Origin of the sequence: Deferrisoma camini S3R1, from assembly GCF_000526155.1 — a bacterium.
In the GTDB taxonomy this organism is placed as follows: domain Bacteria; phylum Desulfobacterota; class Deferrisomatia; order Deferrisomatales; family Deferrisomataceae; genus Deferrisoma; species Deferrisoma camini.
The window spans coordinates 1,536,544-1,550,118 of sequence record NZ_JAFN01000001.1 but is presented as its reverse complement, the minus strand read 5'-3'; the positions used below and the strand labels follow the sequence as shown (position 1 = coordinate 1,550,118).

The following is a 13,575-nucleotide window of genomic DNA, read 5'->3' as shown; positions in this document are numbered from 1 at the left end:
CGATTCACGATTCACGGCAGTCCGGAAAGGAGGCAGGGGTGCAGGAGCGGATCGAGGCGATGGAGCGGGAGATCCAGGAGATCTGGCACCACTTGGGCCGCATCTGGTACCCCGACCAGGACGGCGAGCTGGCCCGGGGGTGGGACGTGGCCCTGGGGGTGGCGGCGTCGCTGGCGCTCAGAGCCGGCCGGGCCGACGGCCGGCCCGGGGTGCGCGAGGCCATGGACGCGCTGGCCCGGCAACTGAGGGGCATGAGGACCACGGAGGGGGGCTGAGTGCCGGCCGATCTGTTCCAGGCGGTGCGCGAGGCGGCCGACCTGCCGGCCCTGGTGGCCGAGCGGGTGCCGGATCTGCGGCCGCGCGGTGGGGAATGGGCCGGACGGTGCCCGTTCCACGAGGACAAGGACCCCTCGTTCACGCTGTTCCAGAAGCACGGCGAGTGGCGCTACCACTGCTTCGGGTGCGGGGCGCACGGCTCTGCGGTGGACTGGGTGGCCCAGACCCAGGGGCTGGAGCCGCTGGAGGCCGCCCGGGAGCTGGCCCGGCGCTACGGCATCGCCTACGAGGAGCGGCGCCAGAGCCCCGAGGCGGCGGCCGAGCGGGCCGAGGCCCGGGCCGCTGCCGAGCGGCTGCTGCGGGCGCTGGATCTGGCCGACGCCTACTACCGGCGGGCGCTGCAGAACAATCACCAGGAGGCTGCCGCGGCCCGGTGGTACCTGGCCCGGCGGGGCCTGGGGCCGGCCGTGGCGAGCCACGGCCTGGGCTACGCGCCCACCGGGTACGGGCTGGTGCGGTGGCTCCACGAGCAGGGGGTGAGCCAGGCCGACCGGGTGACGGCCGGCATCACGGCCCTGGCCGAGGACGGCCGCGAGTACCCCCGGATGCGGGGCCGGGTGGTGTTCCCCCAGCGCCGGCTCGACGGCCGGGTGGTGGGGTTCGCCGGCCGCGACGTGACGGGCCGCGCCAAGGCCAAGTACTGGAACACGCCGGAAACGCCGGTGTACCACAAGGGCAGGGAGCTCTACGGCCTGGCCGAGTGCGCGGGGCTGGTGCGGCGCACGGGCCGGGCGGTGGTGGTGGAGGGCCCGGCCGACGCCCTGGCGCTGCAGATCGAGGGGCTTCCGGCCGTGGCGGTGCAGGGCTCGACCCTTACGGCCGAGCAAGCCGCGCTGCTCAAGCGGGCCGGGGCCACGGACGCGGTGCTGGTGCCCGACGGCGACGGCCGGTTCCGGCTGGGCCAGGCCCTGGCCCACGCGCTGGAGGCCGGGCTGCCCCTGCGGGTGGTGACCCTGCCGCCCGAGGACGCCGGCGGCAAGTGGGACCCCGACCGGGTGGCGCGCGAGCCGGCCGGGGGGGCGTTCGGCGAGCGCACGAGCGGGGCCCGGTGGCTGGCCGAGGCGGTGGAGGCCGCGCCCGGGGTGTGGCGGACGCTGTGCGAGCGAATCGCCGAGCAGGGGCTGGAGGCCCAGGCCCTGCCGGCGGTGCTGGAGCGCGAGCTCAAGCCCCTGTGGGAGTTGGCCGCGCCGGCCGTGCGCGAGCTGATGGCCCAGGAGGCCCGGGAGGCCCTGGGCATCGGCACCCGGGCATTCCGCCGGGCCATGGGCGACGCGGGCCGGCGGGTGCGCGGGGGCGCGTCGGGCCCGCCCGACCCCGACACCGACCCGGCCGAGCGGTGCACCGACCGGGGGAACGCCCTGCGGCTGGTGCGGGTGGCCGGGGAGGACCTGCTGTACTGCGAGCGGATCGGCCGATGGTACGTGTGGGACGGCCGGCGGTGGCTCCAGGACTGGCGGGGGTTGGTGTACCGGAAGGCCGACCAGACCATCGACGCGCTGTGGCACGAGGCCCAGCGCGCGCCCAACGGCCACCGCACCGAGCTGCTGGCATGGGCCCAGAAGTCGGAGGACGGCCGGCGCATCCGCGAGATGATTCGGCTGGCCCAGCACCACCGCCCGGTGGAGCCCCAGGAGTTCGACCCCGACCCCGACCTGCTGAACACCCCGGCCGGGCTGGTGGACCTGACCACGGGCGAGCTGAGGCCCCACGACCGGGCCGCGCGGTGCTCCAAGGTGACCGGGGTGGCCCCGGACCCCAGGTGCCCCACCCCGCTGTGGACCGAGTGCCTGGCCACGTGGTTCGACGTGGACGAGGACCTGATCGAGTTCATCCAGCGGCTGATGGGCTGCACCCTGTTCGGCTCGGTGGACGAGCACATCCTGCCCATCCACCACGGCGACGGCGCGAACGGCAAGAGCACGTTCCTCGGCATCTTCCAGGAGATCCTCGGCGACTACGCGTGCACGGTGCCGGTGGCCGCGCTGCTGCACCAGGAGCGGGTGAGCGTGGGGCCCACGCCCGAGCTGGCCCGGCTGCACGGCGCGCGCCTGGCCGTGGCGGCCGAGCCGGACGAGGGGGTGCGGCTGGCCGAGGGGCTGATCAAGCAGCTCACCGGAGACGACGTGATCACGGCCCGGTACCTACACCAGCAGCCGTTCGAGTTCCGGCCCTCGCACACCCTGCACCTGGCCGTGAACCACCTGCCCCAGATCCGCGGCCGCGACGGCGGGATCTGGCGGCGGGTGAAGCGGATCCCCTGGACGGTGGTGATCCCCGAGGACCGGCGGGACCCCCGGCTGCGGCACAAGCTCCGGGAGGAGGCCCCCGGGATCCTGTGGTGGGCGATTCAAGGCGCGGTGGAGTACCGCACGGGCGGCCTGCGGCCCCCCCGCACGGTGGAGGCGGCCACCCGCGAGTACGCGAGCCGCGAGGACGTGATCGGCCGGTTCCTGAGCGAGTGCTGCGTTACCGGGGAGGGGCTGTGGTGCTATGCCTCGGATCTGTACCACGCGTACGAGCGGTGGGCCGAGGGCGCCGAGGCCGTGATGAGCCAGGCCAAGTTCGGCCGGGCCATGACCGCCCTGGGCTTCCGCCGGGGCAAGAGCGCCGTGGGGGGGAAGACGACGTATGAGGGGGTGGGGCTCGCGGAGGGCGAGCCATGACCGACCAGGCGAAGCTCCAGGAGCTGCTGGAGAAGTCGGCCTCGACCGACCTGGCGGCGCTGCTGCGGGTGAAGGAGGCCGCCAAGCAGGCCATGATGGCCGAGCCGTCGGCCGCGAACGTGCGGGCGTTCAACGAGGCCACGCGTGCGCTGGAGGAGGCCCGGGCCCGGCTGGCCAAGGCTCCGGCTCCGGCGGCGGAGTCGGACGAGGCGGATTCGGACGAGGAGCGGTTCCCGAACCTGCTGCGGGTGCTCGAGTACCTGCAGCGCGAGGGGTGGAAGATCGGCAAGTCTGCCCTGTACCAGCACCGCCGCGAGGGCCGGATCCGGCAGGAGGAGGACGGCACATACACCAAGCGGGCCGTGGACCGCTACGCCCGCACGTTCCTGAAGCGGCTCGACGGCGGTGGCAAGCCCAAGGACGAGCTCGAGGCCCTGCAGCGGGCCAAGCTCCGGGCCGAGAAAGAGAAGACCGAGGCCCAGGCACGGCACTGGGAGCTGCGCACGAAGATCGAGCGCGGCTACTACGTGAAGCGCTCCGAGGTGGAGACGGCCCTGGCGGCCCGGGCCGTGGTTCTGCGGTCGGGCTTCGAGGACTTCGTGCGAGCCGAGGCCGACCAGATGGTCAAGCTGGTGGAGGGCAACCCCGAGCGGGCCCCCGACCTGGTGGCCTACCTGCTGGAGGCGGGGGAGGAGTGGTTCGACCAGTACAGCGACGACAAGGAGTTCGTTGCGGTGATCGCGGGACCGGACCTGCCCCACGAGGAGGACGTCAGGCATGGGTGAAGCCGCACGCCAACTCGAACTCGTGCGCGAGGTGCGGTTCCGGTTCTACCCGGCCGAGCGCCGGGTGTTCCGGCGGCCCGAGAAGATCAAGAGCTCGGTGTGGGCCGAGAAGTACCTGCGGCTGCCGGCCAGCGTGACCTCGATGCCCGGGCCGTTCCGCCTGAGCCGCACCCCGTACCTGCGCGGAGTAATGGATACCCGCGACGAGCCCCACGTGCGGCGCACGGTGTTCTGCGCCGCGCCGCAGACCGGCAAGACCTTGAGCGCGTATGTGCCGCTGTTCCGCGACATGGACCGGCCCAAGGGGCTGCCGGCGCTCATCGTGATGAGCGGGCAGGACGGCGCCAAGAAGATCAGCAAGGACTACATCCTGCCGATCATGCGCGAGACCCCGCGGCTGCGGGCGCTGTTCCCGCCCGACCCCGACGACCTCACGGCCTACCGGATCCGGCTGGCCAACGGGATGCGCCTGTACACGGCATGGAGCACGAGCCCCCAGCTCCTCAAGACGTTCCCGGCCTGCTACGGCGTGGGCGACGAGGTGGACGACTGGCCCACCTCGTCGGGCGACCGGGGCGGCGACCCCGAGGCCCTCTTCGACGTGCGGCTCCGGACGTACCCCAGGGAGTCGAAGCTCACCCTCGTGAGCTCGCCGGTGCTGCCCGAGGGGATCTGGTCGAAGCTGGTGGGGTGCCAGGAGGTGCGCGTGTACCTGGTGCGGTGCCCCGAGTGCGGCGCCGAGCAGCGCATGGTGTGGCCGCGCATCCGGTGGCCCGAGGCCGAGCGCGACCCAGAGCGGATCCTGGCCGAGCGCCTGGCCGTGTACGAGTGCGCCGGGTGCGGCAGCCAGTGGGACGACGCCGACCGCGACCGGGCCGTGGACGCCGGCCGGTGGCAGGCCGTGGACAAGCGGTACCTGGACCTGGAGCGGCGCGAGCTGCTGGACGATCCCTTCCCCCAGCCTCCGGCCAGACCGGCCCGGGAGCCCATCAGCGTGGGGTTTCACCTGCCGGCCTGGTGCAGCAAGTTCGTGCCGCTGGCCAAGGCCGTGGCCGAGTTCCTCAAGGCCCACCACGAGCCCGATCCGGCGGCCCGGCGCGAGAAGCTCAAGGCCTGGACCAACAACTACCCGGCCCTGCCCTGGGTCGAGGAGCCACCGGCCGAGCGGGCCGAGTCGGCCATTCTGGCCCTGCGCGACGACCGGCCCGCCGGCCTGGTGCCGGCCGAGGCCGCGGCCCTGGTGGTGGGCATCGACACCCAGGACGATGGGTTCTGGTACGAGATCCGGGCGTTCGCCGCCGTCACGCTGACCTCGTGGCTGGTGCGGTACGGGTTCGTGACGGCGTGGGAGGACCTGGAGCGGGTGGTGTTGCACGACCGGTACCGGGACCCCGAGGGCCAGGAGCTGACGGTCCAGCTCGGGCTGCAGGACTCGGGCGGTCACCGCACGGCCGAGGTGTACGACTGGTGCCGCCGCGTGCGCGTGGTGCGGCCCAGCCGGGGCGAGCAGCGGATGCGCACGCCCATCGCCTACAGCAAGATCGACACCTACCCAGGCAGCACCAAGCCGATTCCGGGCGGGGTGCAGCTCGTGCGGGTGAACACCACATACTTCAAGGACGCCCTGTCGGCCCGGTTGCAGGTGGCCCCGGCCGACCCGGGCGCGTGGCTGCTGCACGCCGAGACCGCCGAGGACTACGCCCGGCACTACACGGCCGAGTACCGAGACGAGGCCGGCATCTGGCAGCCGCGCGGCAGCCGGCCGAACCACCTGTGGGACTGCGGCGTGCTGTGCCTGGCCGCGGCCGAGATCCTGGGGGTGCGGCACTGGCGCAAGCCCGAGGAGACCGCCGAGAAACCCAAACCTCCACCCCTGACCCGGAGGCAGAAGCTATGGTGAACCCTCGTGACAATGGGATCCTGATCGGAACGAAGGCCATCTGCCAGTACGCCGGCGGCATCAGCGAGGCCACCCTGTGGCGCCGGCGGCAGACCCAGGGGTTCCCGGCCCGCAAGCTGGGGGGCGAGCTGGTGTCGAGCCGCAAGCTCATCGACCAGTGGGCCGAGCTGGTGGCCCTGGGCGCCACGGTGGACGAGATCGAGGCCCACTTCCACTCGGAGCTGGCCGCCCTGGTCGGCCAACCCAAGCGCCGCCGCCGTGCCCGGACCGGGACGGGGGGCTGAGCCCATGACCAGCCACGCCGAGGTGATGCGCCGGCGGGCCGAGCTGTATGCCCGATGGCGCCGACTGTTCTGCACCTGCGCCGATGACGACCATGATCCCATGTGCCTGGGCTGCGCCGTCATGCACGACGCCCTGGCCCAGTGGGGCGTGCTGGGGCTGGAGCACATGATCCGGAGGGTGGAGACCCGGGAGCGAGCCCTGCGCGAGCGGATCGAGGAGCTGGAGGATCAGATCAAGGTGCTCGATCCGCTGATCGAGCTGATGAGGTCGAGTTGATTCCTGGAGGATTGATCATACGGATAAGGTCCGGGCGAAATCGCCAGCATTGATTGGGGGCATGCCAAGGCGAAGCATGCGGAAGCGAACGGGGAGCGAAGGGTAAATGCCTCGGATCACGCCGGTGGTTCATACAGCGCTGTGCGGCGTTGCCCTCTGAGATCACCCGAGATGCGAAGGGCGTACCGAGGCCGGCCCTCTGGATCCCTGTACGTATATTGAAGCTGCTTTAGCCTGGGACCGAATCGTTCCCGGAGTCTGGAGTAATTGGGGCGTATGTGAACGTTGTTGATGTGCCCGTCACAATAGGCGTGGATTGCCAGCGGCCACACCACCGCCGAGGCGATGAGGTCAGCGATTTGGATGCCGGCATGGTTGTTGCTCCGGCCGAAGAGAGGCATCTCTGCAATATGCGGATACGAATCGCCAGTGCTCTTGAACTTTTGGGTGAAAATGGAATGTGAGACAATCCTGTCTTTGTTGTGGTCCCTGCTGTCGAGCACCATTATCCCGAGATCACGATATTCTGCCAGGAAGGAGTCGAAAGATCTGCATATACCCTGAATCGCGCTTGTATACGTTGATCGGCCATCGAATTCAGCGCCTGGCCATTTGACCCATATGTGACCTACGATTTTTGCTTCACATTGCTCCAATAAATCAAAAAGTTTGTCGATAAATCCAACCGCGTGACGCCATTCGCGTCGGCTGTTTGACGCTGCCGCCTTCCGAAGATATCTGCCTTTGACCTCCACCAAGTTCGAATCCAGAAAGTGGTCAAGGTTCTCGTGCCTGCCAGGGAAAAAGTCACGCTTCAGGTGGATGAAGTGCTCTGTAATGGTGCGCAGGCGATCCAGCGACAAGATGAGGCCAACAATCACCAGCAGGGGCTGAAGATTACACGGCCTGTCATGATGAGCGACGGCAGGCAGGGAGGAAAGGTCTCCGGATTCGTCCACATAGCAGATATGCATGGCCGCTCCCCTGAGCCCAAAAAGCAACTACGGCCACCGAGGTGGCCGTAGGACGTGCCGCCCGTACCGGGGTCTGCCGGTCGGTGCGGCGCAAACGTGTGTGCTGCAGTAGGTACCATATATATCGACCATGGGATCCCGAATGTCAAGAGGTCTTGACGTCCTTTCCCAGGTTTTCCCACATTTCCCATGGAGCCAGGGATAGCCAACGAGTCTTCCACCTGTCAACCCCAAAAATCCTTTCAACAGCTTTCACCCGCCTTTCAATTCCTTTCAATCGCCTTCACCCCCAAGATCGGCCCGTAGACTAAACGCACACCACAAGATGTTGTGCCGCCTGGCCGCCCAGCCGCCAGGCTGCCCAGCCCATGGGAGGTGTGCATGGCCGAGGTTCAGACCCTGACGTTCAGCTCGTGGTCCGATGTGCGTGACCGGTTGCGGAACGACCTGGTGAACCGCGACCTCACGGTGGCCCGGTACCGCCTGCCCGACGGCAAGGAGGTGCAGTGCCGCACGGTGCAGGAGCTCGGCGAGCTGCTGGCTCTGGTGGATCGGCTGGCGGCCGAGGAGGCCGGCACGGCGCCGCGCCGGGTGAGCCTGAAGGTCGGCTCGGGGGGGACGTGGTGAGCGGGTGGGCCAAGCTCGGGCGACTGATGGCCCAGGGCCGGCGGTACGCCGCGGCCAAGACGACCCGCCTCACCGGCGACTGGCAGCCGATCGACGTGGACGTGAACGAGCTGATCGGCCAGTCGGCCCCCATCATCCGCGCGCGGGTGCGCCAGCTCGTGCGCGACTTCCCCTACTTCGCCCGGGCCGTGAACAACCTGATCGACTTCGGCGTGGGCGAGGGCCTCACCCTGCAGGCCCGGGTGCGCGACCCCGACGGGAACCTGATGCGCCAGGTGAACCGGCGCATCGAGGACGCCTGGAAGTGGTGGTGCGACGAGGCCGACATCTCCGGCGTGAACCACCTGCACGAGCACATGCGGCTGGCCAAGCGCACCGAGCTGGAGAGCGGCGCGTTCCTCTACGTGCTGCGGGTGGTGCGCGAGCCGGGCCGGTATCTGCCCCTGGCCGTGCAGGCCTACGAGGTGGACTGGCTCACCGATTCGATGGCCCGGCCCCAGGGCCGGAACCGGGTGGTGAGCGGGGTGGAGATCGACCCAGATACGGGCCGGCGGGTGGCGTACCACATGGCCGACCCCCAGGGGCTGGTGCAGCAGCCGGTGCGGGTGCCGGCTGACCGGGTGCTCCACGGGTTCCAGACGTTGCGGCCCGGCCAGGTGTTGGGAGTGAGCCCGTTCGCACCGGCCGTGCTGCTGACCCACGCGCTCCGCGACGTGATCGAGAACGAGGTGGGCGCGGCGCAACTGGCCAGCCGGTGGGTCGCGTTCGTGTACTCGCTGGACCCGGGGTCGATCTTCCCGGGCGCCCAGCGCGAGACCGCGGCCGACGGGTCTGAGCGGGTTGTGCAGGAGGTGGAGGGCGGCCTGGTGGAGCTGCTGCGGCCCGGCGAGAAGGTGGAGTTCGCCAGCTACAACCGGCCGGCCGAGTCGTTCGGGCTGTTCGTCAAGTTCGTGCTGCGCACCGTGGCCGCCACCATCGGCACCAGCTACGACCTGCTGGCCGCCGACTACAGCGAGCACAACTACTCGAGCCTGCGGGTGAGCCGCTCGGACCTTACCAAGCAGCTCCGGCCCGTGATCACCCGCCACGTGCGGCAGTTCTGCCAGCCCCTGTTCCACGCGTTCCTGGAGTGGGCAGTGTTGAGCGGCCGGCTCGACCTGCCCGGGTACTGGCGCAATCCCTGGGCCTACCGCCGGGTGGAGTGGATGCCGCCGGGCCAGGAGCCCATCGATCCGCTCAGGGAGATCAAGGCCGACGTGGAGGCCCTGCGGGCCGGGCTGATCGCGCCCCAGCAGATCGTGGCCCGCCGGGGCTGGGACCTCGAAGAGGTGTACGCGCAGATCGCCGAGGCCCGGCGCATGGCCGAGGAGGCCGGCATCGAGCTGGACCTGGGCACGGGGTCGACGGCCCTGCAGCAGAACCCCGCGGCCCTGGGCGCGAGCGAGGAGCGCGTGACCCAGGCGCTGCTCGACGGGGACGACGAGGCCGTGACCGCCGCGCTGATCGGAGAGTGAGCCATGCCGCGACGCCAGAAGAGGAAGCATACGCGCCTGCCCGAGCTCGGTCGCCGGGCCGTGCCCCTGCCCAAGCCCGACGGCGACGGGCCCGGGCCGGCCACGCTCGACCGCAAGACCCGCTCGGTGGAGGTGGTGGCCGCCACCGAGAACCCGGTGGACGTGTACGACTGGGAGCTCGGCCGGGTGCCCGAGTATCTGCTGATGCAGGGGTGTCAGATCCCCGAGAGCCGGCAGGTGCCGCTGCTCGACACCCACAGCCGGTGGAGCACCCAGGACGTGATCGGCTCGGCCCGGGAGCTGCGGGTGGAGGGCGACCGGCTCATGGCCCGGGCGGTGTTCGCCAGCGACGAGCGGGCCGAGCAGGCGTTCGAGAAGATCGCCGAGGGGCACCTAACGGACTTCAGCATCGGGTACCGCCGCGACGAGTTCCGGCGGCTCAAAGAGGGAGAGACGGCCGTGGTGTACGGCCGCAAATGGAAAGGCCCGGCCATCCTGGTGACGCGCTGGACTCCGCGGGAGCTCAGCGCGTGCCCCATCGGCGCGGACGAGGCGGCGAAGGCCCGGGCGGACGATCAACCCATCGAGGAGGTGACGGAGATGAACGAGAAGCTGCGGAAACTGCTGGAAAAGCTGGGCCTGCGGGCCGAGGCCGACACCGAGGAGGCCCTGCGGTTCCTCGAGGAGGCGATCGAGGGGGGAAAGCTCACGGTCGCCGAGGCCGAGGCCGCCCGGGCCGGTGGCGATGCGTCCGACGGCGGCGATGCTGCCGCGCGCGCCGACGGCGGCAACGTGATCTCGCTCGACGACTACCGCGCCAAGATCCGGGACGAGATCCGCGCGGAGCGCGAGCGCGTGGCCGAGCTGACGGCCATGGCCGAGCGGTTCGACCTGGGCGACAGGCTCAGCGGATGGATCCGTGACGGCGTGACCGTGGACCGGGCCCGGGCCGAGGCTCTGGAGGTGGTGGCCGAGCGGGCCGAGAAGGCCCCGACCCCTGCCGCGCACATCGAGGTGGGGCTGGAGGACCGCGACAAGTTCCGCGCGGCCGCCCAGGACGCCCTGCTGGTGCGGGGCGGCATCATCGAGGCCGATGGGGCCGCCGCGGGGCACGACGAGCTGCTGGGCATGAGCCTGGTGGACATGGCCCGGGAGAGCCTGCGCATGGCCGGCCAGGGCCGGCTCTACGGCGACCCGCGCGACGTGGTGGGCCGGGCGCTCAGCACGAGCGACTTCCCGAACATCCTGGCCAACGTGGCCAACAAGAGCCTGTTCACCGGGTTCGACACGGCCGAGGAGACCTGGAGGCTCTGGTGCGCCACCGGCCAGGTGAGCGACTTCAAGACCCACACGCTGGTGAGCGTGAGCGAGGCCTCGGACCTCGATCAGATCGACGAGGACGAGGAGTACAAGCACGGCAAGCGCACCGAGGCCAAGGAGGAGTACCGGATCGCCACGTACGGGAAGCTGTTCGTGATTTCCCGGCAGACGATCATCAACGACGACCTCCAGGCCCTGACCGACATCCCCCGGGCCCACGGCGAGGCCGCCGCCCGCAAGGTGGGCGACGTGGCGTACGCCGAGCTCACCACGAACCCCACCATGGGCGACGGTGTGGCCCTGTTCCACTCGAACCACGGGAACCTGGGCACGGCCGGCGCGCCCAGCGAGACCACCATCGCCGAGCTGATCAAGCTGATGAAGCTCCATAAGGACCTGCAGGGCAAGCGCCGGCTCAACATCCGGCCGCGGTTCTTCATCGCTCCGGTGGCCCTGGAAGGCTCGGCCGAGGTGTTCTTCAACAGCATGCAGTTCCACGCCACCGACACCGGCGCCACCCGGGCCAACCCCTACGCGGGCACCTACTTCACGCGGGTATACGAGCCGCGGCTCGACGACGACTCGGCCACCGCGTGGTACCTGGCCGGGCCCCGGGGCAAGACGGTGGTGGTGTACTTCCTGAATGGCGTGCAGCGGCCGTACCTGGAGACCCGCAACGGGTGGACCGTGGACGGGGTGGAGTACAAGGTGCGTATCGACGCCGGCGCCAAGGCCGTGAGCTGGAAGGCCCTGGCGAAGAACCCCGGCGCGTGATGAGCGGTGACGCGTGATCGGTGACGGGTGACGGGGAACCGACGACCGTAGACCGTTGACCGACGACCGATTCCCAAGACCAAAGGAGAAGGGATCATGGCGACGAACAAGGTTCAGGATGGGCGGATCCTCGACCTGGCCCCCTCCGGGGGCGCCAGCTCGGGCGATCCGGTGGTGGTGGGGCAGATCACGGGCGTGGCCCTGGTGGACATTGCCAACGGCTCGTCCGGGGCCGTGGAGATCCGGGGCGTGTTCGACCTGGCCGTGCACGGCTGGGACGGGGCGGCCAACGCGGCCGTGGCGGTGGGCGATGCCATCTACCATGACGGCTCGGAGCTCAACAAGGATACCAGCGGCACCCTGTTCGGCTACGCCCTGGGCGCGGTGACGGCCGGGGCCACCACCACGATCCCGGTGCTGCTGAAGCAGTAGCCGGCCGCGGCGCCCGGGCCCAGGAGGTACGCCCCCGCCTCCGGGCCCGGGCCGGCCGCATTTCGAGGAGGCCCCATGCCCCTTTCGACCATGGCCGCCCACGACATGGAGCGCACCCTGTTCGGCCCGGACTTCGCCGAGACCTCCGACTACGACCACCCCGACCTGGCCTCCACGCCCGTGCGGGTGCGGGCGGTGTGGGGCGCGGTGGAGGTGGCCGAGGTGGGCGCGGGGTTCGTGGCCGACGCGTGCGAGGTGCTGGTGCCCGAGGCGGACCTCCAGGACGTGGCCGGCAGCGTGAACCCCAAGCGCCGGGCCATGCTCACGCGTTACCCGGACGACGTGAGCGCCGCGGAGACCTGGGAGGTCGAGTCGATCCGCCGCGAGGCGGGCATGTGGCGGCTGCGGGTGGAGCGCAACGTGAGGCCCCTGGCGAGGCGGTGAGCCGTGATCGACATCCACCTCGACACCGATCAGATCAAGGCCCTGAGCGAGGGGTGGTACCGGGGGCACCGACGGGCCATCCGGCGGGCGTTCCAGGGCGAAGGCTTCCGGCTACGGACGGTGGTGCAGGACGAGTTCTTTGCCGGCGTCGGCCCGCCAAGGGCTCCCCTCACCCGGGAGCTCGCCAGAACTTACCGCGCGCAGAACAAAGCGCTGTACGCCTTCGGGAAGCGCATCGCCTATACCGTGCGAGACCATGGCGACGACATGGAGCTATGGGTCGGCCCCGGGCAATGGCGCCGGGTCGGCAGCGTCAAGGGGCAGATGCGCACCCGCATCTCCGCGGTGCCCATCAAGATGATCGAGGAGCTCGCCACCGGGGGCACGCACTATGTGACCCGCGAGCAACAGGCATGGATCGCGTACAAACTGCGCCGGCGCTGGGGGGAGCCGGTACAGAACCCTCGCAGGACGACACCTTATAGCGAGCGCTGGCAGAAACGCCGGGCCCGCTACATGTCGGGGGGCCGCAGGTGGCGGGAGATCCCAAAGGGTTGGATCCCGAAAAGGGGCACGCTCATTCATTGGCCCGAGCGGAACTGGGTTGCTGACATCGTAGCAGCGGAACGCCTGCGGTCGCCGCGCTACATCCTGCGCCTGTACCAGATGCAGATGGAAGGTCGGCGCTGGAGCAAGGGGCGATGGTGGGAGCATGCCGATTTCAGTGACCTAGCTGGAGGTTCTGTCAGCGATGTCAAGCGGCTCGGATCGAACTTCTGGCGGACCCGCCCGAAGCCACTGTGGAGGTAACCCATGCTCACTCGCCAGCAGCACCTCGACGCGTTTCTGGCCCTGGTGAAGGCTGCCAACACCGGGGTGCCCGACGACGAGGTGGACGTGTGGGACGGCGAGGACCTCACGCTGAACCCCGACGCCGCGTTCCCCCATATCGCCGTGTCCCTGGATCGAATCTCGAACGGCCCACCCCTGGAGGCCGGGGCCGATACCCACGAGGCCACGTACCTGTACGACGTGCTCGTGTTCACCGAGACCGACGACTTCGGCGACGGCCAGACCCGGGCCCTGACGATCCTGGACGCCCTCGAAGCGCACCTGACGACCTCGTCGATCGACGGCCGCCGGGTGCGCCTGGTGGGCGACGAGGAGCTCATGGCCGCCCACAGGGGCAGATACTGCTACGCCCAGAGCTACGCCGTGCCGACGTTGGTGAGTCGATAGGAGGCT

At 70.1% G+C, this 13,575-nt stretch carries 14 protein-coding genes; 13 read left to right on the top strand and 1 reads right to left on the bottom strand.

Annotated elements, in window-relative coordinates; translation table 11 throughout:
* The first annotated feature begins 38 nt into the window (after positions 1-38).
* From DEFCA_RS0106775 to DEFCA_RS0106750, 6 genes are read left to right on the top strand one after another with little or no spacing between them, the layout of a single operon-like run.
* Positions 39-275, top strand: a complete 237-nt coding sequence (locus tag DEFCA_RS0106775; RefSeq protein WP_025322275.1) for a hypothetical protein — start codon at positions 39-41, stop codon at positions 273-275.
* The gene (locus tag DEFCA_RS20435; protein ID WP_025322274.1) at positions 276-2,999 is read left to right on the top strand and encodes a phage/plasmid primase, P4 family; all 2,724 of its coding nucleotides are present in this window, start codon (positions 276-278) and stop codon (positions 2,997-2,999) included.
* Complete coding sequence (locus DEFCA_RS0106765) at positions 2,996-3,784, top strand: hypothetical protein (protein ID WP_025322273.1); 789 nt, start codon at positions 2,996-2,998, stop codon at positions 3,782-3,784. The genes DEFCA_RS20435 and DEFCA_RS0106765 overlap by 4 nt, the downstream gene beginning before the upstream one ends.
* On the top strand, positions 3,777-5,684 hold the full coding sequence (locus DEFCA_RS0106760; RefSeq protein WP_025322272.1) for a terminase gpA endonuclease subunit: 1,908 nt from the start codon (positions 3,777-3,779) through the stop codon (positions 5,682-5,684). Before DEFCA_RS0106765 ends, DEFCA_RS0106760 begins: the two co-directional genes overlap by 8 nt.
* Positions 5,678-5,968: a hypothetical protein gene (locus tag DEFCA_RS0106755; RefSeq protein WP_025322271.1), complete on the top strand. Its 291-nt coding sequence runs from the start codon at positions 5,678-5,680 to the stop codon at positions 5,966-5,968. Before DEFCA_RS0106760 ends, DEFCA_RS0106755 begins: the two co-directional genes overlap by 7 nt.
* A gap of 4 nt (positions 5,969-5,972) precedes the next feature.
* Positions 5,973-6,245 (top strand): hypothetical protein, encoded by a 273-nt coding sequence (locus DEFCA_RS0106750; protein ID WP_025322270.1) that lies wholly within the window; start codon positions 5,973-5,975, stop codon positions 6,243-6,245.
* Positions 6,246-6,361: 116 nt separating this feature from the next.
* Here DEFCA_RS0106750 and DEFCA_RS21430 read toward each other — a convergent pair whose 3' ends face one another.
* Positions 6,362-7,219: a DUF3800 domain-containing protein gene (locus DEFCA_RS21430; protein WP_084318889.1), complete on the bottom strand. Its 858-nt coding sequence runs from the start codon at positions 7,217-7,219 to the stop codon at positions 6,362-6,364.
* 381 nt (positions 7,220-7,600) lie between these two features.
* Between DEFCA_RS21430 and DEFCA_RS0106745 the strand changes: the two genes are divergently transcribed.
* The 7 genes from DEFCA_RS0106745 to DEFCA_RS0106715 all read left to right on the top strand — a co-directional run bounded on the left by DEFCA_RS0106745 (position 7,601) and on the right by DEFCA_RS0106715 (position 13,569).
* Positions 7,601-7,846, top strand: coding sequence for a hypothetical protein (locus tag DEFCA_RS0106745; protein WP_025322269.1), 246 nt, complete (start codon positions 7,601-7,603; stop codon positions 7,844-7,846).
* Positions 7,843-9,360: a phage portal protein gene (locus tag DEFCA_RS0106740; protein ID WP_169709482.1), complete on the top strand. Its 1,518-nt coding sequence runs from the start codon at positions 7,843-7,845 to the stop codon at positions 9,358-9,360. Before DEFCA_RS0106745 ends, DEFCA_RS0106740 begins: the two co-directional genes overlap by 4 nt.
* A gap of 3 nt (positions 9,361-9,363) precedes the next feature.
* Positions 9,364-11,454, top strand: a complete 2,091-nt coding sequence (locus DEFCA_RS20430; protein WP_169709481.1) for a prohead protease/major capsid protein fusion protein — start codon at positions 9,364-9,366, stop codon at positions 11,452-11,454.
* Positions 11,455-11,550: 96 nt separating this feature from the next.
* The gene (locus DEFCA_RS19215; RefSeq protein ID WP_025322266.1) at positions 11,551-11,886 is read left to right on the top strand and encodes a DUF2190 family protein; all 336 of its coding nucleotides are present in this window, start codon (positions 11,551-11,553) and stop codon (positions 11,884-11,886) included.
* A 75-nt stretch (positions 11,887-11,961) separates the two neighbouring features.
* Positions 11,962-12,330 (top strand): hypothetical protein, encoded by a 369-nt coding sequence (locus DEFCA_RS0106725; protein ID WP_025322265.1) that lies wholly within the window; start codon positions 11,962-11,964, stop codon positions 12,328-12,330.
* 3 nt (positions 12,331-12,333) lie between these two features.
* Entirely contained in the window at positions 12,334-13,140 is an 807-nt protein-coding gene (locus DEFCA_RS0106720; RefSeq protein ID WP_025322264.1) for a hypothetical protein, read from the top strand.
* A 3-nt stretch (positions 13,141-13,143) separates the two neighbouring features.
* Positions 13,144-13,569, top strand: a complete 426-nt coding sequence (locus DEFCA_RS0106715) for a hypothetical protein (RefSeq protein WP_025322263.1) — start codon at positions 13,144-13,146, stop codon at positions 13,567-13,569.
* Positions 13,570-13,575: the final 6 nt, after the last annotated feature.

Bases quoted from the DNA above. Each gene is read 5' to 3' on its own strand.
- DEFCA_RS0106715 (WP_025322263.1), top strand. From the start codon at position 13,144: ATGCTCACTCGCCAGCAGCACCTCGACGCGTTTCTGGCCCTGGTGAAG.
- DEFCA_RS0106750 (WP_025322270.1), top strand. From the start codon at position 5,973: ATGACCAGCCACGCCGAGGTGATGCGCCGGCGGGCCGAGCTGTATGCC.
- DEFCA_RS0106745 (WP_025322269.1), top strand. From the start codon at position 7,601: ATGGCCGAGGTTCAGACCCTGACGTTCAGCTCGTGGTCCGATGTGCGT.
- DEFCA_RS0106755 (WP_025322271.1), top strand. From the start codon at position 5,678: ATGGTGAACCCTCGTGACAATGGGATCCTGATCGGAACGAAGGCCATC.
- DEFCA_RS0106725 (WP_025322265.1), top strand. From the start codon at position 11,962: ATGCCCCTTTCGACCATGGCCGCCCACGACATGGAGCGCACCCTGTTC.
- DEFCA_RS20430 (WP_169709481.1), top strand. From the start codon at position 9,364: ATGCCGCGACGCCAGAAGAGGAAGCATACGCGCCTGCCCGAGCTCGGT.
- DEFCA_RS19215 (WP_025322266.1), top strand. From the start codon at position 11,551: ATGGCGACGAACAAGGTTCAGGATGGGCGGATCCTCGACCTGGCCCCC.
- DEFCA_RS21430 (WP_084318889.1), bottom strand. From the start codon at position 7,219: ATGCATATCTGCTATGTGGACGAATCCGGAGACCTTTCCTCCCTGCCT.
- DEFCA_RS0106765 (WP_025322273.1), top strand. From the start codon at position 2,996: ATGACCGACCAGGCGAAGCTCCAGGAGCTGCTGGAGAAGTCGGCCTCG.
- DEFCA_RS0106760 (WP_025322272.1), top strand. From the start codon at position 3,777: ATGGGTGAAGCCGCACGCCAACTCGAACTCGTGCGCGAGGTGCGGTTC.